The following is a 24,631-nucleotide window of genomic DNA, read 5'->3' on the forward strand; positions in this document are numbered from 1 at the left end:
TTCGCAGACGCTTTGTCGAAACGCACGAAGCCTGCGACGCTAGGCCATCTCCGTCATCGGCCCAGTTACGCCGTATCGTTGCTCGAACTCGGCCACGTCGACGACGCCGCGCCGGTGCGTGCCGTCGCCGATCTTGCGGTCGCCGTCCCAGGCTTCGAGTTCGAATAGGATGCTCCTGGCTTCGACCGCGACAACCCGGGCGATCGCGCGTACCGTGCGGCCGATTGGGGTCGCCGCCAGATGGCGGATATTGACCATCATCCCGACGCTGACATGGCCCGCGGGCAGGACCGGCTGAACGGCGGATCCCGCGGCCATCTCCATGTGCAGGATCATCATTGGCGTGCCGTAGACTTCAGGCATGCCCGGCACCGCGTGGCCGACCGTCATTTCCGGCGTGATGGTCACCAGCTTCTCCGCCGTCATGCCGATTGTTACCTTCTCAAGCGGATTCATGGCTCAGTTCCGTCGCTGCCGCGGTCGTGGAGGGGGTGGGTATCGCGGCCTCCCGTGGCTTGCGTCCGGAGAGCCAGTTGCCGAGCCGGTCGAGATAGAGATAGACGACAGGCGTGGTGTAGAGCGTCAGGATCTGCGACAGCAGCAGGCCGCCGACGATCGTGTAGCCGAGCGGCTGGCGCAGCTCCGCGCCGGTGCCCGAGCCGATCATGAGCGGTACGCCACCGAGCAGCGCCGCCATCGTGGTCATCAGGATCGGGCGGAAGCGCAGCGTGCAGGCCTGGTAGATCGCTTCTTCGGGGCCAAGTCCTTGCTGGCGCTCCACCTCGAGGGCGAAATCGACCAGCATGATGCCGTTCTTCTTGACGATGCCGATCAAGAGGATGATGCCGATAATGGCGATGACGCTGAGATCCATATGGACCGCCAGCAACAGCAGCAGCGCACCGATGCCGGCCGACGGCAGCGTCGATAGGATCGTGATCGGATGGATCAGGCTCTCATAGAGCACGCCGAGAATGATATAGATCACGATCAGCGCGGCCCCGATCAGGAGCGGCGTGCCCGACAGGGAGGACTGGAACGCCTGCGCATTGCCCTGGAACGAGGCGGTGAGTGAAGCGGGCTTGCCCGTATCACGCTCGATCTTCTGGATCGCGGCGACCGCATCGCCCAGGGCGACGCCGGGCTTCAGATTGAACGAGATCGTCACCGAGGGAAACAGGCTCTGGTGATTGATCAGGATCGGCGCAGGCTCGATGACGGCGTGAACCAGCGTGCTCAGCGGGACTTGCTGGCCGGTGGACGAGTTCAGGTAAATGTCCTTGAGCGCCTCGGGGCCATATTGGAAGCGCGGATCGACCTCCATCACGACATGGTACTGGTTCAGCGAGGTGAACATCGTGGAGACGATGCGCTGGCCGAATGCGTCATCGAGGGCGTTGTCGATCGTCGTGGGCAGGATGCCGAAGCTCGATGCGACCTCGCGATTGACCGTGACCTCCAGCCGCGGCCCGGCATTGGCCTGATCGCTCGCGACGTCGGTGATGAGGTCGAGCGCGCGCAGCTTGGTCAGGAAGATCGCCGACCAATTGGAGAGCTCGTTCGAATCGGCGTCCGTCAGCGTATACTGATATTGCGTTTTCGACAGGCGGGCGCCGATGGTGATGTCTTGCGCAGCTTGCATGTAGAGCCTGATGCCCTGGATGTGGGCGAGCGGGGGCCCCAGCCGCTCGATGATCTGATCGGCGCTGGCCTTGCGCTCGGGCTTCGGTTTCAGAACGATGAAGATGCGGCCTTGGTTGAGCGTTGCGGTCGGACCGCCGGGGCCGATATAGCTCGCCACCGACTGCACCGCCGGGTCCTTCGAGAGGATGTCGACGATTGCCTGCTGGCGCTCGGACATCGCGGGAAAGGAGATGTCTTGCGCGGCTTCGGTGATGCCGACGATCTGGCCGGTGTCCTGTTGCGGGAAGAAGCCCTTGGGAATGATGACGTACAAATAAGCGGTCAGCGCGATGGTCGAGAGCATCACCAGCAGCGTTGCGAAGCGGTGGCGCAGCACGACGCGCAGGCCTCGCGCATAGACCGACAACAGCGCATCGAAGCCGCGCTCGAAGGTGAGATAGAGCCGGCCGTGCTTCTTGTGCGAATCGTCCCTCAGCAACCGCGCGCACATCATCGGCGTCAACGTGAGCGAGATGACCAGCGACAACAGCAGCGAAGCCGTGATCGTGATGGCGAATTCCTGAAACAGCTTGCCGACATAGCCCCCCATCAGGAACAACGGGATGAACACCGCGATCAGCGACAGGGTGATGGAGACGATCGTGAAGCCGATTTCGGCGGAACCCTTGAGTGCGGCCTCCATCGGCGTCATGCCCTGCTCGAGATGACGAACGATGTTCTCGATGACGACGACGGCATCGTCGACCACGAAACCGACCGCGATCGACAGCGCCATCAGCGACAAATTGTCGAGGCTGTAGCCGAGCACGTAAAGCACGGCGAACGTGCCGACGAGCGACAGGGGAACCGTGATTGCCGGAATGATGGTGGCCCAGAAATTCCGCAGGAACAGGAATATCACCATCACCACCAGGGCGACCGTCAGCATCAGCGTGAATTGGACGTCGGAGACGGCGGCGCGAATGGTCGCAGTCCGGTCGGCCGCAACCGTCACCTTGATCGCCGGTGGAACGGAGGCCTGGAGCTGCGGCAACAGCTTCTTGATGCGATCGACGGTTTCGATCACGTTGGCGCCGGGAACGCGCTGTACCGCCAGGATGATTGCGGGCTGCTTGCCGTACCAGCCGGCCAGGAGATCGTTCTCGGGCCCCTCGATCGCGTTGCCGATGTCGCGGATCCGTACCGGCGAGCCGTTGCGATAGGCGATGATGAGGTCGTCATAGGCGGAGGGCTTGAGCAGCTGATCGTTGGTGTTCAACGTATAGGTGACACGCGGGCTGTTGAGCGTGCCCTTGGGCAGGTCGACATTGGCGCCGGCGATTACGTTGCGGACATCTTCGAGCCCGATGCCTCGCGCCGCAAGCGCCTGCGGATTGACGCGAACACGGATCGCAGGCTTTTGCTGGCCGCCGATGCCGACGAGGCCGACGCCCGGAACTTGAGAGATCTTCGGCAGCAGGATGTTTTCCGCATAGGCGTCGACGGTCGTCAGTGGCAGCGAGTCCGACGTCAATGCGATCAGCATGATCGGTGTCTCGGCTGGATTCACCTTCCTGATCGTCGGCGGGTAGGGGATGTTCGGCGGAAGGAAAGGGCTTGCGGCATTGATCGCCGCGAGCACGTCCACCGCCGCGCTGTCCACCGTGCGCGACAGCTCGAACTGCACGGTGAGCTGGGCGACACCGAGCGCACTGGACGAGGTGAGCTGGGTGACGCCGGGAATCTGGCTGAGCTGTTGCTCGAGCGGCGTTGCGAGCGACGAGGCGATGGTGCCCGGATCGGCACCGGGCAATTGCGCCGAGATCTGGATGGTCGGGTAATTGACGTTCGGCAGCGCGCCGACCGGCAGCAGCGGATAGGCCGCAAGGCCGCACAGCAGCAGGCCGGCCATCAGCAAGGCGGTTGCGATCGGCCGCAGGATGAAGGGCGCGGAGAGGTTCATGGGATCGCATCCTGGACGGCGCTCTGCAGGTCGGCTTCCTGCGCGGCCTTGCCATGCAGCTCGCGAACGCGGCTCCCTTCCGTCAGCCGGTACTGGCCGTCGACCACGACGACGTCGCCCGGCTTCAAGCCCTGGTCGATCAGCGCCTGTCCGTCACTGATCTGCACGACGTGAACGGGACGCAAGGCCACGGTCTGGTCGGGAGTTACGACATATACGTAGCTGCCATTCGGTCCCTGCTGTACGGCCGAGCCGGCGACTGTGAGCGCGTTCTTCTGAACCTCAAGCAGCAGGCGCGCGTTCACGAGCTGGCCGGGCCACAGCCGGTGCTCATGGTTTGGGAACACCGCCTTGAGCTGGACGGTGCCGGTCGTTCCCGCGATCTCGTTGTTGACCAGCAGCAGCGTACCCTCGTCGAGCTTGATCTTGTTGTCCTGGCTGTAGGCGATGACCTTCAGCTCTCCCTTTGCTGCATGCTGCTGGATCAGGGGCAGGTCCGTCTGCGGCAGGGTGAACAGCAGCGAGATCGGCTCGATCTGGGTGACGACGACGAGACCGTTGGCATCGGTCGGATGGATGACGTTGCCGACATCAATCTGGCGAACGCCGGTGATGCCGGGAATCGCCGATGTCAGGCGCGTATAGCTGAGCTGGACATTGGCCTGATCAATCTGGGCCTGGTCCGCCTTCACGGTGGCCTTGAGCTGCGCCACCTGCGCGGTCTGAGTCTCGATCAGTTGCGGGGTCGCATAGCCCTTGTCACCGAGCTGATTGTAGCGGGACAGGTTGGCCTCGGCGTTGGCGAGCTGCGCCTGGTCCCTGTCGCGATTGGCGGTCAGCTGCTCGATCTGGGCCTCGTAGGGCCGCGGATCGATCTGGGCGAGCAGGTCGCCGGACTTGACCGTCTGCCCCTCGGTGAAGGCGATCTTGACGATCTGCCCCTGAATCTGGCTGCGCACGACGTCGGTGTTGTAGGCGATCACCGTGCCGATGCCGCGCAGATAGATCGGGACGTCCTTGCCGGTGACTGTCGCGGCGACCACGGGCACGGCGGGGGGCACCGGCGCGGCCGCCACGGCCGGTGTCTTGTCGTTGCCGAAGAACCAGAGACCTGCGCCGCCGAGGACCACGGCGAGCGCCACGACTGCAATGGTGAGATTCCGTTTCACAGTGATCGTCCTTGTTGGACTCAGGGATTGGCGGAGCCGTCGATGGGGATGGTGCCGACCGTGGAGTTGGGGCCAGGCACCTGCACGGACGGACTGATGCCGGCGCCGCCGATCTCGGTGGATCCGAGCGGAATCCCGACGCGTCCAACCGTCGATGTCGAGGAGGGCTGGGCCGACTGGCTCGTCATGCCGTTGGCGCAGGTGAGCGACGAGCTTCCAGACAGCCCGCCGCCATCGAACAAGGCTCCCGACGATCCGGCATTGCCTGATGCGGGGCAGTTGGTCATGCCCTGCGATGGCGTGATGGGGGAGACGCCCGGCGTTGCAATTTCGGTCGAGCCGAGCGGAATGCCTTCAGGTCGCATCGAACCCGTGTTGAGCGGCGATGTCGAGGGCATGCCGATCGATTGTGGCGTCGCGGGCATCGTCGGCAGCGCCATTTGCGCAACGGCTGCGATCGGAGTGAGGCATAGGCCCACCGCGAGCGCTGCGCCCAGATGCATCGCCGCAAAAGGGGGGCGCCGGAACCGGCCCGGTTGATCGCTAATCGTTGAGCGCTGTTCTCGCATGGGCTGCTCCAAGGACTTTCACTTGCACCGGACGATAGGGACCGGCCAATGCGACCGTATTTCCTGAATGCACGTCATGCTGTCTGGCCGCACGATCGACAGGCATCCATTTGGCGATCATTGCTGCGGCTTCACAAGGAATTGCGCCGCCTGGGACAGCTCGCGGCGGCACGCGGCGATGTCTCTGGAACGATCCGCCGCGCGGGCGCGATCCAGGGCATCGAGTGCGAGCCGAAAGTCCTGCCCGCTGGAGCCTTCTGCCTGTGCCAGCGATCGCGGTGTGGGCTGATGACTGCGCAATGCATCGAGGCTTTCCGGGCTCCAGCCAAGTGCACCGGCATTTTTCTCAATCGCCGCATCCAGTTGCGCCTGGACGTGCTCGATCGAATCCGCGCAGGAAGCTGCATAAGCCGGAGACGCCGCATGGAGGAGGATTATAACGGCGGTTGCGATCCTGATGAGTGAATTCGCTGACATTGTGGATCCCGGCAATGTCGAACGCTGCAATCCGCGGCTGCTGCCGACAACGATCGCTGTTTTCGTTTTCGCGACGTCGTGAATATCTGCACGCATGGTGTGTCCTCCGTTTGAGGTGCACGGCCCAAGTAGGGCGCGTTCGGAGGACGCGTGAGTGGCCGCCGTTGTGACGAGCGTTTCCCGGCGTGCGAAGTGGCAAGGTCCGTTGCTTGCCGAAATACGCCAGGCAGCGCCGAAACTAGTGTCGGCTCATTCCAACCCGGAGTGATCCCGACATGAAACACCGCAACGCAGGCCTCGCCCTTGCCGCCGCTCTCTCGCTGTTCGCGACCGTCACCACGGCGCGTGCGGAGTCCCTGAAGAATATCGTCCTGGTGCACGGTGCCTGGGTCGATGCGTCAGGCTGGAAGCCGGTCTACGAGATCCTGACCAAGGAAGGCTTCCGCGTTACCATGGTGCAGGAGCCCGAGACCTCGTTTGCCGATGACGTCACGGCGGCGAAGCGGATTCTCGATCTTCAGGACGGCCCGACCCTCCTCGTCGGCCACAGCTATGGCGGTTCGATCATCACCGAAGCCGGGGTTCACCCCAACGTCGCCGGGCTCGTCTATGTCGCTGCGCACGCGCCCGACGTCGGCGAGGATGAAGCAGCGCTCGGCAAGAAGACGCCGAGCGTGCTCGGCAAGACCGAAGGCGTCGTCAAGATGACGCCCGACAAGTTCACCTATCTCGATCCCGTGCAATTCCCGAAACTGTTCGCTCCCGATCTGCCGCGCGAACTCGCCGAGTTCGTTGCTCGCTCCCAGGTCCCCGCTGCGGCGCAGGTGTTCAGCACGCCGCTGACGGCGGCGGCGTGGAAGACCAAGCCGAGCTGGGGCATTGTTGCCGGCGGCGACCAGATCATCAATCCGGATCTCGAGCGCTGGTACTACGAGCGCGCCAAGAGCCAGACCACCGTGATCCCCGGTGCCAGCCACTCGGTCTACGTGTCCCATCCGAAGGAAGTGGCGGCAGTCATCGCGCACGCCGCGCGTAGCATCCAGCAGCCCGCCACGCGCTGACCAAGCCTTCCTGTCGGTCCTGACGCATGGCCGGCGGAAAGAAGGCCGACGGGAGCGACAGCACTCCCGTCGGCCGAACCAACCACCCCCCCCCGAGAAATTCCATGAGCGCAATCGATAACATTGGTTCCGTCCTGAACTGGAGCGCGACCACGGTGAAACGGGCGGGACTGAGCCGAGAATTGCCATCAGGCAATCCGGAGCTGATGTGGGTCGCGAATTCCTCGACCCTCATCTACGGCGAGCGCGACGCGATCCTCGTGGATACGTTTCTCACCGCCGGCCAGTCGCAGACGCTGCTGGACTGGGTCGTTTCGCACGGGCGCAATCTGACCGCGATCTACGTCACGCATGGGCACGGCGATCATTTCTTCGGCCTCGTGCCGCTGCTCGACCGTTTTCCGAACGCCAGAGCGGTGGCCGTTCCCGAGGTCGTCAACGAGATGAAGGCCCAGCTGTCGCCGGCATCGCTCGACGGCTTCTGGCGCAAACGCTTTCCGGGCGAGATCGCAGACCGTCTGGTCGCGGCGGAACCCCTCACGGAAGACCTTACCCTCGAGGGACATAAGCTCGCCGTCATCGGCATGGGACGAACCGATACGGCGCAATCCACCGCGCTGCATGTCCCGGCGCTCGACCTGATCGTTGCGGGCGACACTGTCTACAACGGCATTCATCCCTATCTCGCCGAGACCAATACCGACAGCCGCCTGGAATGGATCACAGCGCTCGGCCGGCTGGAGGCGCTCGAGCCACGCTTCGTGGTCGCCGGGCACAAGAAGCCGGACAATGACGACGATCCGCGCAATATCGCGGAAACGCGGCAGTATCTCGTGGATTTCAATCGGCTCGACGAAGCGACAGCATCGCCGCGCGAACTCTACGAGGCCATGCTGGAGCTCTATCCCGATCGCGCCAATCCCGGGTCGCTCTGGAGCGGCGCCAACGCGGCGAAGGCGCAGAGATCGTGACGGGCCGAAGGTGACAAACAGAAGCAGGTGGATCTGCTCAGCCGCGTCGCTTTGATTGCCGCCGCCAGCGCCGGCCGCGAAGGAAATCTTGATGATGCTCTTCATCGACGCCCATGAGGGGCCGAGCCCATGACGTCGAACGTCATCCTGATGGCGCTGGTGCCGGTCTTCTTCGTCTTGCTGCTGGGCTACGCCGCCGGCAAGGCCCGCATCGTCGACAACGGTCGCGTCGACGGCCTCAATGCGCTCGTGATGGATTTCGCTTTGCCGGCCTCGCTGTTCGCCGCGACAGCATCGGCTCCGCGCGACCGGATCATCGATCAGGTTTCGGTCTTCCTGGTGTTTGGCCTGACCATGCTGATTGTCTATCTCGCCTGGTACTGCTTCGCCCGCAGATTCGTCGAGGTGACGAGGTCCGATGCGGCGGTGCAGGCCCTGACGGTCGGTTTCCCAAATCTTGCCGGCGTCGGTCTGCCGATCCTATCGACCGTGCTGGGTCCGGCCGGTGTCGTTCCTGTTGCCGTCGCGTTGGCAACCGGATCGATGCTCGTCAGCCCCTTGACCCTCGTGATCGCGGAGATCAGCGTCAGCAAGTCCCGCGGCACTGACGCTCCGGCGTCTCCGGTTCTGACGGCCATCCGGCGCGCGTTCGCTAAACCGGTCGTGTGGGCGCCTGCGCTCGGCGTCGTGCTTTCGTTGTCCGATCTGAATCTCGCCCCGCTTGTCCATGCCTGCCTGAACCTGATCGGGAATGCGGCTGCCGGCGTTGCGCTGTTCCTGACGGGTCTTGTTCTGTCAGCTCAGTCGCTCCGTATCGATTGGCGGGTTATTGCCGCAACGGGAACCGCGGACATCCTGCGGCCGCTCCTGGCCGTCGCGCTCGTCTATGGATTTCATCTCGGGCCTGATATTGCGAAGACGGCTATTCTGCTCGCGGTATTGCCGTCGGGCTTCTTCGGCATCCTGTTTGCGGTCAACTACCGGCTGGATTCTGCGACGGTGGGATCGATGGTGATCGCCAGCACCGGATTCAGCGTCGTGAGCCTGGCGATTGCGATCGCTACGCTGTCTCCCCACTAGGCGGCGATCAAGACACTAGCGATCTGGAGCCGACGCGCTGTCGAAAAAACGGGGCCGTCCCTTGGGGGAGGACGGCCCCGAGATGCTCGTATGCCCAGGGAGGAGGGAGGCTCGAGCGGTGACTTGGGGGTCTCAGTCACCTAACACGGACAGAATCGCCGATCAGGTGGCGGAAGTATTCCAGGAATCCCGGCTGTTTCTCATTTCGCATGATTCACGAGAGATCAGGCGGCAGCACGTGAGCCACGGGTTTCGATGTCGAAGCCCGATCGGACAGGCTGAGCGGAACCGATGCGCTCCGGTGGGCGCAGCGCCACCGCGCAGGGGTGTCGCCCGTGATGCGTTTGAAGACGGTCGAGAAATGCGCCTGCGTGCAGAAGCCAACGGCAAGCGCCACCTCGGCGAGGGCCGTCTCGGAATTCAACAACAGCGATTTCGCGCGCTCGATGCGCTGATGCAGCAGGTACTCGCGCGGGCGGTATCCCGTCGCGGCGCGAAACTGGGCCGCGAAATGCATCCTCGACAGTCCCGCGACCTTGGCAAGCTCGGAGAGGCTGATGCAGTGGTCGAAGTGCGTCCCGACATATTCCTCGACGCGCCGCAATCGCCATTTCGGCAGCGCATTCACGCGCGCGTGCGGCAGTTCGCGCCGAGCGAGGTGCATGGCCAATGTCTGGCCGATGCAGCGCGCGAATTCCCGGTCGGTCGAGTGGCCGCGCTCCGTCAGTGCTTTCGCAAGCTGAGCGGCGAAGGGGTCGCGGAGCAGGATGAGGTCGTTGAGACCTTCGGCCAAGGCAGGTCCTGCTCCAGGCCGCGGAGGCGAGAAATAACTGCTCGCCGGGACGTGGAAGTGCAGGAAATCGCATGGCGCGCAGAATTGCGCACTCAGTTGCTGTGACGGGGTGCCGATATACAGCGTGCCCTCCGGCATGACGCCGTCGAAGATGGTACGACGGCCTCTGGTCAGCTTGATGCGCGTCGTCTGCAAAGCGATGGCGAAGAAGTACCGATCCGCTGGCGTCGTCGCGTCCTCGTACCGTATGCCCGTTTGCGTGCAGGTCCAGCGCGAGATCGCGATCTCGTCTGGCGCGGTGTCGGCCCGTTGACCGGGCTGACGCCACTTCCGTTCGGGCGGAAATGCGCGAACCTCCTGCGAAAAGGAAGGTGCGCGGCTGGGTTGATACGTCAACCGGGCGCCAGCCGCTTGGATGTCAGTGAGCATCGTTCGTCCCCGTGTCTTGAATTCGGCTGCCGTCGCGATGGCTGCCGAATGCGATGGTCGATGCTCAAACGATAGGTGCGATATCACCACAAGGCTCGTTAAGGATGCTTAAGCGGTATTAGATTTTGCAAATGCGAGAGCGATTGCGTGTCGCGACAAGCCAAATTGAACAAGTGAGATCAAGCGGATGCGTCGTGAGGCCCAGTGTGGGGGCCATTCGATTCTGAAAGGCGCGGGCCTGATTCAGGGTAGGCGCGGTGATGCGTCGATGCCGGGTGCAAGGCCGGGCGCGATCGTTTGCGCCGGGGGAACCGCGGGTTCACGCGAATATGGAATTGCTTCCACCTCCGGGCGTTGCTGAGACGTCGCCTGCAGGCAGTTTGCGCGTGGTGGATCTCCAGCGCCGAGCAAATCCATGATGGGATCCACAAAACTCGCGCGGAACCGGTCGAGGCCGGTCTGGTGATGGCCCACGGAGGGCTGTCGGATGGTCACGGTCGCCGTCATGCCGGAGACCAGCGGTACGTCCGGCGGCACGGTGTCGATGGCGACGCGAACCGGCACGCGCTGGGCAAGGCGCACCCAGGTGTAGATTGGGTCGACATTGGGCAGACCTTGCGTTCCCGTGGCCGCGTTCGACACGCTGACGCCGCGCGTCACGGTCTTCACATGCCCGATAATCGGCTTTGCGTAGCCGACCAGCTGCGCTTCGGCGCGATCTCCGATGCAGACCCGGGCCATCTTGGTTTCCTCAAAATAGCCATCGATCCAAAAGCTGTCGGAATCGATCACCGAGATGTTACTGACACCGGTGACGGCGTAGTCGCCAGCACGCAGCAGGAGGTTGGTGACGTAGCCGTCGACCGGACTGGCCACGCTGGTTCGTTTCAGGTTGAGCTCCGCCTGTGCAAGCTGGTGCACAGCCGCCTCATAGGCGGCTTTCGCCTGTGCTGCGTTGCCGGCAAAGATCTGCTGCTCTTCCGGTGTGGTTGCGAGGTTGGACAAATGCTGGCGGCGATCAAACTCGGCCTGCTTCACCTCCAGGTCCGCGGCTCGCTGATCGACCAGCGCCTTGCCGACGCGGACGGCTACCTCGAAGTCGAAGGGGTCGATGACATAGAGGACGTCGCCCTTGTGGACGAACTGGTTGTCGGACACGCGCAGCTCCACGATCTTGCCGGGAACCTGTGGCGCGACGTTGGCGACCTGGACGCGCACGCTGCCGTTCCGCGTCCATGGTGCGGTGACGTAGTGCTGCCATGTCACCACCGAGATCAGAACAGCAATCAGTGCGATGCCGAGGGTCGCCAGATGCTTGCCAGCGCCCAGCATGAAACGGCCGAGTGTGTCGCGCAGCGGCGTTGCGGAAGGCGCCTCCTGGGGCGGAAGTCCGACGATATCCGCCGCGCGATCGCCAGTGTCAAGCGCCACGGCGTCCGGCGCAGCCGAACCATGTGCGGCATCTGCGGCATCGACCGGTGCTGCGGCTGGCGGTTCGCCATGAAGCTTGGCGGCGTCCCGGGGCAGGGTGGCTGCCATGATCCTTCCCTCTAGAAGAACGACGCGAGAATGCCGAACATCGCCACATAGAGGCAGAATTCGGCCAGCGACGGGTTGCTGAAGGCTCTTGCGAATCCGACGAAGCGCAGGAGCGGACGGAGCATCAGGAATGCGAACAGCGCAATGGCCGCATAGGAGACGATGGGAGCGATGAGCACGCCGCCGATCACGAGCTCCTGATAGGTGTTCGTCATGGCCGTTTCCCTTGGCTGAAATCTGTCGAAGACAGTGACGCCGCGAACGTCGTGCTTGCCGCAACCAGCGTGGCTATGGCCGCACTGGCCGACAGGTCGCTTCTCTCCGACGCCTGATGCAGCGCCTCGGCCGCAGCAAAGATCGCGCCACCGTTCCGCCGGACGAGAGACTTCCGCGCCGCCTGCACTGGTCCGGCGAGCGGGCCCTGCCGCACCAGGTCCAGTTCGGCGCGGCAACGCCGCAGAGCTTCGGCCTGGTCGAAGCAGCGCATCGTTGTGCTCGCGATCTGATCGTCGATTGGGAAGGAGCCGTTCGCAGTCAACATCTGTTCGATCCGCGCTGCGTCGCGAAAAGCGGATTCCTCCGGCGCGTGGTGCCGGATACGCCGGGTGTCCAGACGGCGCAACTCGCGCTGGGCCTCTCGCAGCAGCAACTGAACGCGCCGCTCGCCCGACAACGGAGGCAGCAGCATCTGCGCTGCGAACACGAGCACGGACGACAGGCAGGCAAAGAGGCTCGTCACGAGAAACACCTCAGGGTCGTAGCTCTGCGGATTGGTCGGCGTGAGCACGGCGATCGTGAACACCAGAACGAGCCGGCCGAGCGAAGACAGTATCGGGCTCGACAGCGAGATCAGCAGCGCGCAACCGACGACGAGGGGGGCAAAACCGATCGCCAGCAGTTGAAATTCGGACACGCCGTTGAAGACGAGGTATTTCAGGATGCCGGCCAGCGCGGAGGCGATCGGCATCGCGATCAACGTCACCATGGTGAAGCTGCGCGGTGAGGGCGTGGTCGAGCCGAGACCGAGGATCACCGCCACGAGCGAGAGGCAGAGCTCGGTGCTCGGCCAGCCTGCCAGGACGAAGAAGACGGCAATCAGCGTGAACGAGATCGCGGCCCGTGCGCCGGTTTCAGCCGCGATGCGACGCGAGCGATAGAGCGGCGCCTGCCATACGTGATCGGGAGGTGTGCCCTCGTGCAGCGCATCGAGGCTGCTGCTGACTTGCGCGTTCTTTCGGTTGATCTCGCTCTGGAGCCAGGATCGGGCCATCGCCGTCAGCCGGGCCGCCTCCTGGGTCCGGTCGCCGGCATTCTTTGCCGGCGCGGATGTGGCGGGGAGCGCTGCGAGCATGCGGCCGAGAGAGAAGGCGCTGACGAGATCGACCAGCGCCGAACGTGCGGCCTCGGTCCTTGCGGTTCCGATGCTCGATTCCGTCACGAGGCTGGCGATTTCCGGACGCACCGCCGCGATGTCATGTAACAGGCTCGTTGCAGCCGTTGCGGAGACGCGCTCGGCACCTTGCGCGAAGGTCTTGACGCGGCGATGCAGCGCCGCGATGCGGTCTGCCAGTACCGGATGATAGTCCGGCGCGGCCAGCACCTCGTTGACCAGCGCCACCGCAAGAACCCCGATGCCGATCGCGGCGCCGCGAGCGACGCCGGCCGGGAACACCTGCAGCGGCGTGTCGATCTGCTCAACGGCGATCAGGGCGACAGTGATGCAGCAGAGCGCCGCCGCATAGGCGCGATTGCCGTCCAGCAATCCCGCAACATAGACGCAAAGCCCGATCCAGATCCCGAACACGCCGAGCAGGAGACTGTCGGTCTGGGAGAACACGCCGGCGATCGCGATCGATGCCGCAACGCCGATGGCGGTGGCGAGCAGACGGTAGCCGGCCTTTTCCAGGCCCTGGCCCCGTGTCGGCAGCGCAAGGACAGCCACGGTGAGCGCGGACGACGAAGGAGATTCGAGCTCGAGCCAGAAGCTCACATAGAGTGCGAGCATCATCGCCAGCCAAACTCGGAGCGCGAAGGCCCAGGAGCTCGCCGGGAAGCCGGCGAAGACCAGCGGACGCGGTGCGGCAGCACTGGTGGCGGTCACTGGTATCGTGCCTCGTTCATATCAGGCAGAGCGGGCCGCGCTGCCGATGTCGATAAAGATGAGGCCGAATATGAGGTTCGCCCGGCTTGCTGGTATTTCCGCTCCATCAACCAGGTTACCGGAATGCACGTCTGATTCGAGTGCCATTCCGTGCGAGATGGACGGGGAGGCTACGGCGTCCGGCCTGCCAGCGCCTGTTCAAGACAGCGGATGATCTCGTCGCCGCTGGAAGGCTTGCCGAGATAGCAATGCGCGCCCGCCGCCATCACGCGCTGGCGCACGGATTCGCTCGGAAATGCCGTCATGAAGATGATGGGGAAGCGCCGGCCGGAGGCGATCAACTGTGCCTGGAGTTCATCGCCGGTGATGACCGGCATCTGGACGTCGGCAATCATGCATGCCGGATCAATCTCCGGCGCCTTGCGCAGGAAGTCCACACCGGATTCGTAGGCATGGGCATCGTAGCCGAGCGAACGCACCAGGCTCGCCAGCGATGCGCGAACGCCTTCGTCGTCGTCCACGATCGCTATCACCGGGGTTTTGGCCATTGGCACACTATCCTGACCGCACTGTTCCGCAAGGAGGGCATCTCCCTTTGCGCGGCCGATAGCGCCTTATGCACCGGGGGCGGTGCCGCCGAAACTATACTCAGGTTTGGTCCGTAGTCCTGCGGGGTTGGGATACCCCGAGCGCCTCGGCCTTGCGGACGAGGTCGGCCAGCGACCGGACTCCCATCTTGCGCATGACGTTCCCGCGGTGGATCTTCACCGTGATCTCGCTGAGGCCGATCAGGGCCGCGACCTGCTTGTTCATCAGGCCGGCGGTGACATGGGCCATCACCTCGCGCTCGCGCGCCGTCAGGGTCTCGTACTGGGTGCGGATGTCTTCCTTGGTCGCGGCTTCGGCACGGTGCTGTGCATCGCGCTCGAGCGCCGCCGTCACGGCATCGAGCATGTCCTGGTCGCGAAACGGCTTGGAGAGGAAATCGACGGCGCCGGCCTTCATCGCACGTACCGACATCGGAATGTCCCCATGGCCTGTCATGAAGATGATCGGATAGCTGATGCCCTGCCGGATGAGCTGACTCTGTAGATCGAGCCCGCTTACGCCCGGGAGACGTACGTCCAGCACGATGCAGCCGGGACCGTTGGGCAGCGAGCCGCCGAGCAGTTCCGCCGGCGAGCCGAATAGACGCGTCTCGAGGCCGACGGATCGGAACAGGCTGTCGAGCGAGCTGCGGATGCCAGCATCGTCATCGACGATGATGACAGTCGCGCTGGACGGAGCCGTCGGCGGCTGGGCCTGGTTTGGTCGTGTCATGGCGAGGCGTGTTCTTGGCTATGCGGCAATATCAGGTGGAATGTCGCTCCCGAGCCCGGCGGGCTGGCCACCGACAATCGGCCGCCGTGAGCTTCCACCGTCGTTCGGCAGATCGCAAGCCCCATGCCCATTCCGCCCTCCTTTGTCGTGAAGAACGGATCGAACAGGCGCGGCAGGTTGTCAGGATGGATTCCCGGGCCGCTATCCTGGACCGTGATGGCGAGGGTTTCGCTGTCCACGATGCCGGTGCTCAGCGTGACGGTGCGGGAACCGGGTCGGCCTGACATGGCCTGGCCGGCATTGACCAGAAGATTGACCAGGACCTGTTGCAGCTGAATTCTGTCGCCGCGAACCGGCGGCAGGCCGTGCGGCGGCGACTCGACGATGAGAGTGACATCGTCCTTGGCGAGCTCGCGCGCGACCAGGGCCGTCGCCTCGTGGATGACCTCGCCGATTTGCAGCAGGTCCTGCTGGGGCGAAGCCTTCTTCAGGAAAGTCCGGATGCGGGTCACGATCTCGCTGGCGCGGCGGCCCTGAGCAACGATATGGCCGATCGTGGCCGCAACCTCCTTGAGATCGGGCACGTCGCGCCGCAGCCAGCGCAAACCGGCCTCGCCGCTGGTGACGATCGCCGCCAGCGGCTGGTTCACCTCGTGGGCAATGGACGCGCTGAGCTCGCCGAGGGTGGCGACGCGCGCAGCATGGGCAAGCTCGGCCTGTGCGGCAAGCAGCGCATCCTGAGCCTGCTTGCGCTCCGTGATATCGATCACGAAGACGAGTACGTTTTGGTCCCCGTCGGGCTCGGGCGGAAAAGTGATCGTGAACAGCACGGGCACCTTGCGCCCGTCGAGGCTCACGAGCTGGGTTTCCCCTTCGTGGAAGCGCTGTCCTTCGGCGAATGCGACGAGGGTGTCGAGGAAGCTCCGATCGTTCTCGCCTAGCAGCTTGTCCACGTTCTCGATGAACGCCGCCGAGCCGCTCGCCCCCGCCATCTTCTGCATGGCCGGATTGACGTCGGTGATTCTGGCGAGGTGGCGGATATGCCGGACCAGATCGGGATTTCGAGCCAGATGGTGGCGCAGTTCGGCCCCTTCCGTCTGCAGCGAATCCAGCGCGGTCCGAAGTCCGCTCCAGTCCTCCTCGATCACGCCGATCCGGCTCGCGTCGAACATCCGGCGGTATCGCTGCTCGCTCTGCACCAGCGCGTTGTGCGCTGCCACGCGGTCCGTGACATCGGTATGCGTTTCCAGCACCCCGACAGGTGTCCCGAGATGGTCATGTTGCAGGGCCCATCGGGCATCGACAGTGAGCACTGCGCCGGTCTTCGTCCGTTGCTCCACCCTGCCTTCCCATCGGCCGGTGTCGATCAGGCTGGCCTCGATGTCTGCCCGCCGGTCGGAATAGCTGGTTTGCAGCAGCTTGTCGGCGAGTTGCCCCAGCGCCTCGTCGGCCGACCAGCCGTAGGTCTGCTCTGCGGTCTTGTTCCAGAACGTGATCACGTCGCCGCGATCCCTGACGAAGATCATGTCGTGCGAGAGATTGAGCAGGCGTGCCTGTGCCGCGAGGCGCGTCGTCGCCGCGTGATTCTGCAGAACCAGCAAGGTCGTAATTCCGATCGCAGCGAGGCTCACCAGCGCGCGAAGGGTGGGCGAGGCGATCGTCTCCAGATCGTGCGACAGCAGGTAAGCGGTGATGGTCAGGACGGTGCAGCCCGTTGCGGCGACGATGATATCGTTGCGCCGGTTCGTCCTCGCAACAAGCAGGATCGCGATGACATAGAGAACCGCAACCGCGCCCTCGAGCGGCGTCAGCACGTCGACCATGAAGACCGCGAGAGCGAGGACGGCGGACCAGAGCCGCAAGCTGGCGCGGCTCATGGATGAACCCGTGGGCCGGTCAAGGTTCGTCATCGTCGCAGGCGGTGCCTCTTCTCATTGCAGCCGCGTTGATGCCGCGATTTGATCGGGTCCACAACATCCAATCAGGGTGATTTTCGTGCTCTCTTGGAAGACCTCCTGAACCATTCAAGCCGGTGCCGGTGCCGACAGGGAGATTCCTCTGAAGAACGGGGCTTCCCCTGTGATCTCGACGGTCGCGGGCGCGTCAACTTACCGCAGGTCCGGCGAGCTATCGGGCTTGTGCGTTCCTGGATGGGGACCAGCTGTTCAGTTCGCGCTCTCGTCCGCGGCGATCATACCTACGTATGATGCGGTCACCCCCAGACCTTATCCATGCACCCGCGCGTAGAATGGAGCGCGCGGATCGCCGGACTACTCTGCTCCCATCGCAATCGGTCAATTCGGTCAGATTTTGCCGGTGCGAACTGGGACAAGGAGATTCGACGATGTCGCTGCAGATGTCACACCCGCAAAACGCCAAGGATCACGTTGCCGCCGCAATCGACGTCTCGTCAATCGACGGCGAGCGGCCGTCGGGACATACAGGGCGCTCTGGCGAGCAGGCCATGACCCTGTCCCTCGTTCATCTGGATGTTGCGTTGGCCATCGAGCCGCCAGGGTCGGACATCCGCGGATTTGGCGGCAGCGAGCCGAGCTTCAAGGTATCCGCGAAACGTCTTGCGCGCCCATCCGCAGAGTCCGATCGGCGGACGGGTGCGGAGGGCCTCGCCGATCCGGTGATGCAGCGTCTCTCGGATGCGCTCGCCGCCACCAGAGAGATGCAACTTCCACATTCGGCCATCCTTGTCGACGCGTTGCGTCTGGCCATTCTGACCCGCAAGGCCAGCGGGCGGGCCGTGGCCGGAGGCGAGCCCGCGTCGGCCGAAGGCGATCACGAAGGCCAAGCTGGACGGGCGGTGCGCTCGCTACAGAAATGGCGTCTCAAGCGCGTTATGCAATATGTCGACGACAATCTGGCCGCGAAGGTGACTTTGCAGAATCTGGCCGCCGTCGCCGGCTTGAGCCGGATGCATTTCGCCGCTCAGTTCCGCGCAGCAGTCGGCCTCAGGCCGCACGAGTATCTGCTGAAGCGGCGGATCGAGCGTGCCCAGGAATTGCTCCAACAGGCCGATGTCTCGCTCGTCGACATCGCCTTGACCGTCGGGTTCCAGACGCAGGCTCACTTCACGACGGTGTTCAAGCGCTTCGTGGGCGATACGCCGTATCAATGGCGGAGTGCGCATCTTGCTCAATTTCTGCCGCTGCCGCGCCCCGAAGCGAGGCCGTCATGAGCTGCGTCGGCATTCAAGCACTGTTGCTGCCGCTGCTCGGTATCCATTCGGCGGTGGCGCACCACGAACTCATGGGTTTGTTCGAGATCGCTCGCGGTCTCGGCGCCTCATATCGGTTTGCATCCTCGGAGCCCGGGTCAGGCACCATTTTCGGCCGCTTCACGCTGGGCTTCTGCAGGATCGTCCTCGGAGGCGTCGTGCACGATGCGTCGACCAGCCGGTCGATCGAACGGACGGTCCCGCAAACCTAGAGGGCCGGATGCGCGCCTTCGATCTTCGCTGACGGAGGCCCAAATGGTCGTCGAAGATTTTTGGACTTTCTCCATGAGAGAGCATGTCCGTTCCGACTCTCGCGCTTTAGAAGGTCGCGGCCATTGCAGCGAGGCGTCGATAGGCCCCTTCGCGGGCAGCGTCGATCGGCTGCTGCGGGCCGGTGGTTGGACCGATCGGCACGAAACGGACGTTGCTGATTCCAACGAAGCGCAGGATTTCCCGCAAGTAAGGCGTTGCCATGTCGATGCGGCCACGGTTCATGCCGGTGGCAAAATCGCTGCCGCTGGCGATGATCACCAGTGTCGGCCGATCCGCCAGCAGCGGCAAATAACCCTGCGACGGATCGAATCGAAAGCTGAGTCCGGGCTGGACGATGATGTCGAACCACTGCTTGAGCTTGTAGGGGATGCCGAAGTTCCACATCGGGGTCGAGATCAGCACCCGGTCGGCGAGCGAAAAGCGCACCGCCATTCGTTCGGCCTCGGCAAAGCTCTCGCGTTGCGGCGCAGTGAAAGCCTCAGCCTTCATACGCGCGTATTTGGCCTCGACGATGGGACCGGTGAACTCCGGCATCCGCTCGCGCCAGATGTCCACGACATCCACGTCCCAGTCTGGCCGGGCCTGGCGGAAGCGATCAAGGAAAACGCGCGCGCCTGCCGCCGATTCGGAAGCGGCACGTGGCGAACAGGACAGATGCAGGAGTTTTGCCACAGCTCATCCCAGCGCTCTGATGACGGTGTCGGCCCTGGTCACAACGGCGACGTTCTGCATGGCGAAGTTGATTGAGGCGCTGTGCCAGTCGGCATTCATGGTCGAGCAGCAATCCTCGGGCACGATCATGAAATATCCCTTGTCGGCACCGGTCCGAGCCGTGTGTTCGACCGACATGTTGGTCCACGCGCCGGTATTGATGATCATGTCGCGGCCGGTGGCCTTCAGGATTGTTTCGAGCCGGGTGCCTTCCCAGGCACTCATCCGCATCTTCTCGACCACGAAATCGCCGGGCCGCGGCTCGAGGCCCGACACGGGCGCCGCGCCCCAGCTGCCGCGCACCATGGCCTTGCTGTCGACGAGGCCCTCGAACAACGGCGCGTTCAGCGTCACGCCGGGCGCTCCTGGCTCGACCACGAACCAGACGTGGATGATGGCGACGCCGCGTGCCCGCGCGGTCTCTGCCAGGCGCCGGACATTCTCGACGACCTGCTGCTGCTTGGCATGGCCGGGCGCGCCGGAGTCGGCAAAGGCACCGCCATCCATGATGACGTCGTTCTGGAGATCCTGGATGATCATGGCGCAGCGGTTCGGATCGAGGCGCAACTCGCCATCAGTCAGGATCGGGGCAGCGGCCGCAGGGCCGGGGCTCGTGGCACCGCCACTGCTGCGCCTGCCGCTCATATAGGGTTCGTGGCGCGGTCCGGTCCTGGTCGAGATGGCATAGACCGAATGCGTCGAGGTCAGATACAGCGTGCGGAAATCCTGACTGCCCCAGGCGAGATTGGCGACGAGCTCCGGCACGCGGACCTTGCCGAGCAGCTCGCCGCGCGGCGAATAGACCCAGACGCCGCCGGGCGCAGTGACCCAGACGTTGCCGTGCTGGTCGCACTTCATGCCGTCAGGCAGGCCCGGCTCGAGCTCGGAGCGGATGCCGCTTGCAAACACCCGCGCATTCGACAGCGCGCCGTCGCTGTTGACGTCGAATACGCGGACCAGGGCCTGCACGGTGTCGTTGACATAAAGCAGCTTCTCGTCAGGCGAGAAGCACAGCCCGTTCGGCTGGTCGAACAAATTGCGTTCGACCACGAGCTTCGGTTCGCCGCCCGGCACCACGCGATAGACGCCCTGAAAGCCGAGCTGGCGCGGCCGCTCGACACCGTAAACCGGCATGCGGCCATACCAGGGGTCCGAAAAATAGATCGCGCCGGAGGAATGCACGCAGACGTCATTAGGGCTGTTGAGCTCCTGGCCCTGGAAATGCGAGGCCAGCACCTCGCGCCGCCCGTCCGGCCGCTCGCGGATCAGCGACGAGGTCGCGTGCTCGCAGACGATCAGGTTGAGATCGGCGTCGTAGGTCATGCCGTTGCACTTGTTCGAGGGACGCTTGACCTCGGTGACACCGCGGCGCGCATCCCAGCGCCGCCGCACGTCACCCGGCATGTCCGAGAACAGCAGGTAGTGATCGACCGGATGCCAGATCGGACCTTCCGTGAAGTCAAAGCCCGTGCCGATTTGCGCAACCGGCGCATAAGGATCGATCAGGGTCTCGAATTCGGAGCGTAGGGTGACATGTGTCATCGGTCGGCCCTCACATCATGCTAGGCGGGGAACCAGTTGCGTGCGGGCAGGGACTGCACGATCGGTCCGGGGACCTGGTCGTGCAGCCGGCCGACGACGTTGCCGCCTTCGATTTTGGCCGGACGGTCGTGCACCGGCAGCAGATAGCGCGAATTGCTCAGCAGCTTCTTGATCGCGGCCTTCTCGGCGCGCTTGCTGGTGCCGTGGTTGCCCGTCGTACGCGGCTCCCAATCGTGGATTTCATTGAACGGCGTAACGATCTGGTCGTTGAAATCGTAGATCACGTCGCCGCAGATCGTGGCGATGCCGTCGGCGGTCTCGACGATGACGTTCATCGAGCCCTCGGTGTGGGCGCCGGCGGCATCGCAATAGACACCGGGCATCAGCTCGATCGGACCGGTGATCTCCAGGTCAAGGAACCGCAGTGCACTCTTGGTGTGCAGGCGGTCGATCAAATGCTTGATGTCGGGCGCCGGATATTGCGGGTGCATCAGGCCGGAGACGGAATATTCGAGCTCCTTGCGGTTGAGCACGACCGTCGTGTTCATGGGAAACAGATCGTCCTTGCCGGCGTGATCGATGTGGAGATGAGTGTGGCAGACGAAACGCACGTCCCCCATCCGCACGCCGTGGCGGGCGAGCTGGTTCTCGATCATGTTCTCGTGGTACTGCAAGCCCCGCATGCCCAGCGTCTCCATGATCTGGTTGGAGCGATAGCCGGTGTCGACCACGACAGGATATTTGCCGCCGAGGATCAAAAAGCCCAGCGTGAGGACGCGGCGGGTGCGACCGCAATCGCGACCGAGCACCAGAAAGCTCGATTCCAGCTCGATGTCGCCGTAGTCCAGGATCTTGATCTCCAGCGCCATTCGTTTCCCTCCCTGGGTTCTTCCTTGTCTTTCAAAGTCGATAGACGCGCGTCGCGGTGCCTCGGAAGATCGCGTTCTGCTGCTCGGCGCTCAGCGGCGCGGCTGCTGCGCGAAATGCATCGACGAGCTCGCGATAGCTGGTCCACAATTTCTCAATCGGGAAATTCGATCCGAACAGGCATCGTTCAGCGCCGAAGATCGCGACCGTGTCGGTGAGCACAGCGGCCATATGCGCGGGATCGTTGCGATGGATGAAGGTGCCGAGGCCGGACAGCTTCGAGACCACGTTCGGACATGTGGCGAGCCGGGCCATGCCCGCGCGCCAGGCGGCGCGGCCCGCCGGCGAGAGGTCTTCGAGCATGCCGGCATGCTGGAGGATAAAGGTTACCTTGGGGCAGGATTCGACGAGGTATGCGGCATCCGGCATCTGTGGCGTGAAGACCTGAAGATCGAAGCTCCAGCCATAGTCGGCGAGACGCGCGACGTTGCGACGGACCATGGGATCGATGCAGAGATCGGGCTTGGCCGCGAAGCGATACAGCGGGTTGTCATGCCAGTGCAGCTGCATGCGCAAGCCCCGCACCAACGGATAGCGCTTGAGGCGGTCGAGCTGCGGACGGACGTCATCCACGGCAAAATTGGCATAGGCGACGATGGCGTGCGGCCAGCCGTGCTCATCGGCGGTCCGCTGCACCCACGCGGCTTCGTCCTCGAAACGGTCATTGGCCCAGTTGGTCTGGACATAGACCGAGCGGGTGACGCCGCTGCCCTTGAGGTCGTCGAGATATTCTTGAATCGGATAATCGCGCCGGATGGCCTCGTAGGGGCCGAAGATGCGGGGCTGCATCGGGCCGGTCAGCCAAGGCAGGTCGGCCTGCCGCCAGATATGATGATGTCCGTCGACAATCTCGGTCACGCAGCTCTCCTTCGTCCCAATGCCAGGACATGCGCGACGATCGAGGCGCTCGTTCCGCCATCCACGAGATCGTCGACGAAGCGTTCGATGGCGACGAGCGCCTCGGTCTGCGGGCGGAATCCTGGCCCGTTTGCGAGCGGCGTCAGCCAGCTGACGCGCCAGGCCCGCCGCGACAGCTTTGCCACCGCATCGCGCAACGCATCGGGGTCGCCACGTTCGAGCCCGTCCGAAATCACAACCACGGCTGCCCCGCGCGCATAACTGCCGAAGCGTGGCACCGCGAGAAAGGCCTGCAGCGCATCGCCGATGCGTGTGCCGCCGTCCCAGTCGCTGACGAGATGGGCAGCCGCATTCAGGGCCTGCTCGCGGCGCTTCAGCCGCAGCGCGCGAGTGACGCGGGTCAGCCGGGTGCCGAAAGTGAAGACCTCGACATTCGGGGCGGCCTGCACCAGCGCATGCGCCAGTTTCATGTTGTCCTCGGTGCGGCTCTTCATCGAGCCGGAGACGTCGATCAGCAGCAGGAACTTTCGCGGGCGTTGGCGCCGCTTCATGTGCCCGAGGCGCAAAATCTCGCCGTCGCTGCGGACGGAATCGCGTAAAGTACGGCGGAGATCGGCGAATGGGCCGCGCCGGGCGCGCATGCGGCGATGACCCCGCCGTCGCGGTAAGCGCCGTGGCGCTTCGCGGGACAGTCGGCGCAACGCCTCGGTGGTCGAGAGCTGCGCGAAGCGGCGCTCGACCAATGCCTCGGTACGGGTCGCGGTCAGGCCGGATTCATTGGCATCGTCCGAGAGCAGCGGCTCCTCGTCGCGGCGGCCTTCCTCCTGGAGCCGAACGGTCTCGTCGTCCTCGCCGTCATCGGCATGCTCGATCGCCTCACTGCCGCGGAAGTGAAGGTCGAACAGGCGGTCAAAGGTTACGCGGCGTTCCGGCGGCGGGGCGAGGGTGGCCAGAGCGGCTTGCCTGATATCCCCGAGGTTGCGCGGGCCGAGCAACTCGATCGAGGTGAGGAACGCGGTGGTCTGCTCCGGCGCGACGGCAAAGGCGTTGGCGCGCAGCAGCGCAACGAAGGAGACGAAGATGCGGGCGGCGCGCGGCAGCTGAGGTTCGGTGCTCATGCGGTCGCCTCCGCGAGCATGGCGTCGAGCCGGGGCGAGATGAAGTGCAGATCCTCCTCGTCCTTGAGCGCCACGCCGATCGAGCGCTTGAACGCGTCGGGCCAACGCGCACCACCCTTATGGAGAAGGGTCGCGGCCTCGGCCCAGTCGACAGCTTCCGCGATGCCAGGCGCCTTGCTGAGGGGCTCGCGCCTGAGCCTGCCGACGGCCGCAACGACGGCGCGCGCCGTGGCTTCGGCGACGCTGGATGCGCGCATCATGATGATCCGCGCCTCCCGCTCGGCGGTGGGATAGTCGATCCAGTGATAGACGCAGCGGCGGCGCAGCGCTTCGTGCAGATCGCGCGTGCGGTTCGAGGTCAGCACGACCACCGGGCGCTCGACGGCGCGCACCGTGCCACGCTCGGGAATCGAGATCTGGAAGTCGGACAGGAATTCGAGCAGGAATGCCTCGAACTCCTGGTCGGCGCGGTCGATTTCATCGATCAGCAGGACAGTGGAATCGGGTGCGCGCAACGCAGCGAGCATCGGCCGCTCGATCAGGAACGTCTCGCCATAGATGTCGATGCTCTCATCGCCGGCCTGGCGGATCGCGAGCATCTGGCGCGGATAGTTCCACTCGTAGAGCGCCGCAGAGGCGTCGATGCCCTCATAACATTGCAGGCGGATCAGGCGACGGCCGAGCACGGCGGCGATGGCTTTTGCGGCTTCCGTCTTGCCGACGCCGGGTGCGCCCTCGAGCAGCAGCGGCTTGCCGAGCGCGAGCCCGAGATAGGCTGATGTCGCCAGGCCCTCGTCGGCGAGGTAATAGGCCGCACGCAGCGCCTTCTCCAGCGCCTCGGGGCTGTCGATGCCGACGATGTTGCCGCGGACCGCCAT

At 64.3% G+C, this 24,631-nt stretch carries 23 protein-coding genes; 5 read left to right on the forward strand and 18 right to left on the reverse strand.

Annotation, left to right across the window (positions count from 1 at the left end):
• Positions 1 to 39: 39 nt before the first annotated feature.
• From G8O24_RS05705 to G8O24_RS05725, 5 genes are all read right to left on the reverse strand, one after another.
• On the reverse strand, positions 40 to 456 hold the full coding sequence (locus tag G8O24_RS05705) for a thioesterase family protein (RefSeq protein ID WP_188097335.1): 417 nt from the start codon (positions 454 to 456) through the stop codon (positions 40 to 42).
• Positions 443 to 3,586, reverse strand: coding sequence for an efflux RND transporter permease subunit (locus G8O24_RS05710; RefSeq protein WP_188097337.1), 3,144 nt, complete (start codon positions 3,584 to 3,586; stop codon positions 443 to 445). Before G8O24_RS05710 ends, G8O24_RS05705 begins: the two co-directional genes overlap by 14 nt.
• On the reverse strand, positions 3,583 to 4,755 hold the full coding sequence (locus tag G8O24_RS05715) for an efflux RND transporter periplasmic adaptor subunit (protein WP_188097338.1): 1,173 nt from the start codon (positions 4,753 to 4,755) through the stop codon (positions 3,583 to 3,585). The genes G8O24_RS05710 and G8O24_RS05715 overlap by 4 nt, the downstream gene beginning before the upstream one ends.
• A 20-nt stretch (positions 4,756 to 4,775) precedes the next feature.
• Positions 4,776 to 5,195 carry a hypothetical protein gene (locus tag G8O24_RS05720; protein WP_210324900.1) on the reverse strand — a complete coding sequence of 140 codons (420 nt, stop codon included), beginning with the start codon at positions 5,193 to 5,195 and terminating at the stop codon, positions 4,776 to 4,778.
• Positions 5,196 to 5,441: 246 nt separating this feature from the next.
• Entirely contained in the window at positions 5,442 to 5,897 is a 456-nt protein-coding gene (locus tag G8O24_RS05725; RefSeq protein ID WP_244645750.1) for a hypothetical protein, read from the reverse strand.
• Positions 5,898 to 6,076: 179 nt separating this feature from the next.
• Here G8O24_RS05725 and G8O24_RS05730 point away from each other — a divergent pair, with 179 nt between their 5' ends.
• The 3 genes from G8O24_RS05730 to G8O24_RS05740 all read left to right on the forward strand — a co-directional run bounded on the left by G8O24_RS05730 (position 6,077) and on the right by G8O24_RS05740 (position 8,913).
• Entirely contained in the window at positions 6,077 to 6,862 is a 786-nt protein-coding gene (locus G8O24_RS05730) for an alpha/beta hydrolase (RefSeq protein ID WP_188097350.1), read from the forward strand.
• A gap of 104 nt (positions 6,863 to 6,966) precedes the next feature.
• Positions 6,967 to 7,833, forward strand: a complete 867-nt coding sequence (locus G8O24_RS05735) for an MBL fold metallo-hydrolase (protein ID WP_188097351.1) — start codon at positions 6,967 to 6,969, stop codon at positions 7,831 to 7,833.
• Positions 7,834 to 7,962: 129 nt separating this feature from the next.
• Entirely contained in the window at positions 7,963 to 8,913 is a 951-nt protein-coding gene (locus tag G8O24_RS05740) for an AEC family transporter (RefSeq protein WP_188097353.1), read from the forward strand.
• Between the two features lie 214 nt (positions 8,914 to 9,127).
• Here the strand turns inward: G8O24_RS05740 and G8O24_RS05745 are convergent, their stop codons facing one another.
• The 7 genes from G8O24_RS05745 to G8O24_RS05775 form a co-directional block, all read right to left on the reverse strand.
• On the reverse strand, positions 9,128 to 10,135 hold the full coding sequence (locus G8O24_RS05745; protein WP_188097355.1) for a helix-turn-helix domain-containing protein: 1,008 nt from the start codon (positions 10,133 to 10,135) through the stop codon (positions 9,128 to 9,130).
• Positions 10,136 to 10,378: 243 nt separating this feature from the next.
• Positions 10,379 to 11,674 (reverse strand): HlyD family secretion protein, encoded by a 1,296-nt coding sequence (locus G8O24_RS05750; protein WP_188097357.1) that lies wholly within the window; start codon positions 11,672 to 11,674, stop codon positions 10,379 to 10,381.
• An 11-nt stretch (positions 11,675 to 11,685) separates the two neighbouring features.
• Entirely contained in the window at positions 11,686 to 11,889 is a 204-nt protein-coding gene (locus G8O24_RS05755; protein ID WP_188097358.1) for a DUF1656 domain-containing protein, read from the reverse strand.
• Positions 11,886 to 13,781 carry an FUSC family protein gene (locus G8O24_RS05760; protein ID WP_188097432.1) on the reverse strand — a complete coding sequence of 632 codons (1,896 nt, stop codon included), beginning with the start codon at positions 13,779 to 13,781 and terminating at the stop codon, positions 11,886 to 11,888. Before G8O24_RS05760 ends, G8O24_RS05755 begins: the two co-directional genes overlap by 4 nt.
• 164 nt (positions 13,782 to 13,945) lie before the next feature.
• Positions 13,946 to 14,323: a response regulator transcription factor gene (locus tag G8O24_RS05765; RefSeq protein ID WP_188097360.1), complete on the reverse strand. Its 378-nt coding sequence runs from the start codon at positions 14,321 to 14,323 to the stop codon at positions 13,946 to 13,948.
• 100 nt (positions 14,324 to 14,423) lie between these two features.
• Positions 14,424 to 15,095, reverse strand: coding sequence for a response regulator transcription factor (locus tag G8O24_RS05770; protein ID WP_188097362.1), 672 nt, complete (start codon positions 15,093 to 15,095; stop codon positions 14,424 to 14,426).
• Positions 15,092 to 16,972 carry a PAS domain-containing sensor histidine kinase gene (locus tag G8O24_RS05775; RefSeq protein ID WP_244645751.1) on the reverse strand — a complete coding sequence of 627 codons (1,881 nt, stop codon included), beginning with the start codon at positions 16,970 to 16,972 and terminating at the stop codon, positions 15,092 to 15,094. The genes G8O24_RS05770 and G8O24_RS05775 overlap by 4 nt, the downstream gene beginning before the upstream one ends.
• A 467-nt stretch (positions 16,973 to 17,439) precedes the next feature.
• Here G8O24_RS05775 and G8O24_RS05780 point away from each other — a divergent pair, with 467 nt between their 5' ends.
• On the forward strand, positions 17,440 to 18,285 hold the full coding sequence (locus tag G8O24_RS05780; protein ID WP_188097366.1) for a helix-turn-helix domain-containing protein: 846 nt from the start codon (positions 17,440 to 17,442) through the stop codon (positions 18,283 to 18,285).
• Positions 18,282 to 18,536 carry a hypothetical protein gene (locus tag G8O24_RS05785; protein WP_188097368.1) on the forward strand — a complete coding sequence of 85 codons (255 nt, stop codon included), beginning with the start codon at positions 18,282 to 18,284 and terminating at the stop codon, positions 18,534 to 18,536. The genes G8O24_RS05780 and G8O24_RS05785 overlap by 4 nt, the downstream gene beginning before the upstream one ends.
• Before the next feature lie 106 nt (positions 18,537 to 18,642).
• Here the strand turns inward: G8O24_RS05785 and G8O24_RS05790 are convergent, their stop codons facing one another.
• The 6 genes from G8O24_RS05790 to G8O24_RS05815 are packed head-to-tail and all read right to left on the reverse strand — an operon-like array spanning position 18,643 to position 24,631.
• Positions 18,643 to 19,269: an FMN-dependent NADH-azoreductase gene (locus G8O24_RS05790; protein ID WP_188097370.1), complete on the reverse strand. Its 627-nt coding sequence runs from the start codon at positions 19,267 to 19,269 to the stop codon at positions 18,643 to 18,645.
• A 3-nt stretch (positions 19,270 to 19,272) separates the two neighbouring features.
• The gene (locus G8O24_RS05795) at positions 19,273 to 20,850 is read right to left on the reverse strand and encodes an isochorismatase family protein (protein WP_188097372.1); all 1,578 of its coding nucleotides are present in this window, start codon (positions 20,848 to 20,850) and stop codon (positions 19,273 to 19,275) included.
• A gap of 20 nt (positions 20,851 to 20,870) precedes the next feature.
• On the reverse strand, positions 20,871 to 21,719 hold the full coding sequence (locus G8O24_RS05800; RefSeq protein ID WP_188097374.1) for an N-acyl homoserine lactonase family protein: 849 nt from the start codon (positions 21,717 to 21,719) through the stop codon (positions 20,871 to 20,873).
• Between the two features lie 31 nt (positions 21,720 to 21,750).
• Complete coding sequence (locus G8O24_RS05805; RefSeq protein WP_188097376.1) at positions 21,751 to 22,635, reverse strand: amidohydrolase family protein; 885 nt, start codon at positions 22,633 to 22,635, stop codon at positions 21,751 to 21,753.
• On the reverse strand, positions 22,632 to 23,753 hold the full coding sequence (locus G8O24_RS05810) for a vWA domain-containing protein (protein ID WP_188097377.1): 1,122 nt from the start codon (positions 23,751 to 23,753) through the stop codon (positions 22,632 to 22,634). The genes G8O24_RS05805 and G8O24_RS05810 overlap by 4 nt, the downstream gene beginning before the upstream one ends.
• Entirely contained in the window at positions 23,750 to 24,631 is an 882-nt protein-coding gene (locus G8O24_RS05815) for an AAA family ATPase (RefSeq protein WP_188097378.1), read from the reverse strand. The genes G8O24_RS05810 and G8O24_RS05815 overlap by 4 nt, the downstream gene beginning before the upstream one ends.

The organism is Bradyrhizobium campsiandrae (assembly GCF_014529705.1).
GTDB classification, from domain to species: Bacteria; Pseudomonadota; Alphaproteobacteria; order Rhizobiales; family Xanthobacteraceae; genus Bradyrhizobium; species Bradyrhizobium campsiandrae.

Bases quoted from the DNA above. Each gene is read 5' to 3' on its own strand.
- G8O24_RS05705 (WP_188097335.1), bottom strand. From the start codon at position 456: ATGAATCCGCTTGAGAAGGTAACAATCGGCATGACGGCGGAGAAGCTG.
- G8O24_RS05710 (WP_188097337.1), bottom strand. From the start codon at position 3,586: ATGAACCTCTCCGCGCCCTTCATCCTGCGGCCGATCGCAACCGCCTTG.
- G8O24_RS05720 (WP_210324900.1), bottom strand. From the start codon at position 5,195: ATGGCGCTGCCGACGATGCCCGCGACGCCACAATCGATCGGCATGCCC.
- G8O24_RS05725 (WP_244645750.1), bottom strand. From the start codon at position 5,897: ATGCGTGCAGATATTCACGACGTCGCGAAAACGAAAACAGCGATCGTT.
- G8O24_RS05730 (WP_188097350.1), top strand. From the start codon at position 6,077: ATGAAACACCGCAACGCAGGCCTCGCCCTTGCCGCCGCTCTCTCGCTG.
- G8O24_RS05735 (WP_188097351.1), top strand. From the start codon at position 6,967: ATGAGCGCAATCGATAACATTGGTTCCGTCCTGAACTGGAGCGCGACC.
- G8O24_RS05740 (WP_188097353.1), top strand. From the start codon at position 7,963: ATGACGTCGAACGTCATCCTGATGGCGCTGGTGCCGGTCTTCTTCGTC.
- G8O24_RS05745 (WP_188097355.1), bottom strand. From the start codon at position 10,135: ATGCTCACTGACATCCAAGCGGCTGGCGCCCGGTTGACGTATCAACCC.
- G8O24_RS05750 (WP_188097357.1), bottom strand. From the start codon at position 11,674: ATGGCAGCCACCCTGCCCCGGGACGCCGCCAAGCTTCATGGCGAACCG.
- G8O24_RS05755 (WP_188097358.1), bottom strand. From the start codon at position 11,889: ATGACGAACACCTATCAGGAGCTCGTGATCGGCGGCGTGCTCATCGCT.
- G8O24_RS05765 (WP_188097360.1), bottom strand. From the start codon at position 14,323: ATGGCCAAAACCCCGGTGATAGCGATCGTGGACGACGACGAAGGCGTT.
- G8O24_RS05770 (WP_188097362.1), bottom strand. From the start codon at position 15,095: ATGACACGACCAAACCAGGCCCAGCCGCCGACGGCTCCGTCCAGCGCG.
- G8O24_RS05775 (WP_244645751.1), bottom strand. From the start codon at position 16,972: ATGAGCCGCGCCAGCTTGCGGCTCTGGTCCGCCGTCCTCGCTCTCGCG.
- G8O24_RS05780 (WP_188097366.1), top strand. From the start codon at position 17,440: ATGTCGCTGCAGATGTCACACCCGCAAAACGCCAAGGATCACGTTGCC.
- G8O24_RS05785 (WP_188097368.1), top strand. From the start codon at position 18,282: ATGAGCTGCGTCGGCATTCAAGCACTGTTGCTGCCGCTGCTCGGTATC.
- G8O24_RS05795 (WP_188097372.1), bottom strand. From the start codon at position 20,850: ATGACACATGTCACCCTACGCTCCGAATTCGAGACCCTGATCGATCCT.
- G8O24_RS05800 (WP_188097374.1), bottom strand. From the start codon at position 21,719: ATGGCGCTGGAGATCAAGATCCTGGACTACGGCGACATCGAGCTGGAA.
- G8O24_RS05810 (WP_188097377.1), bottom strand. From the start codon at position 23,753: ATGAGCACCGAACCTCAGCTGCCGCGCGCCGCCCGCATCTTCGTCTCC.
- G8O24_RS05815 (WP_188097378.1), bottom strand. From the start codon at position 24,631: ATGGCGGTCCGCGGCAACATCGTCGGCATCGACAGCCCCGAGGCGCTG.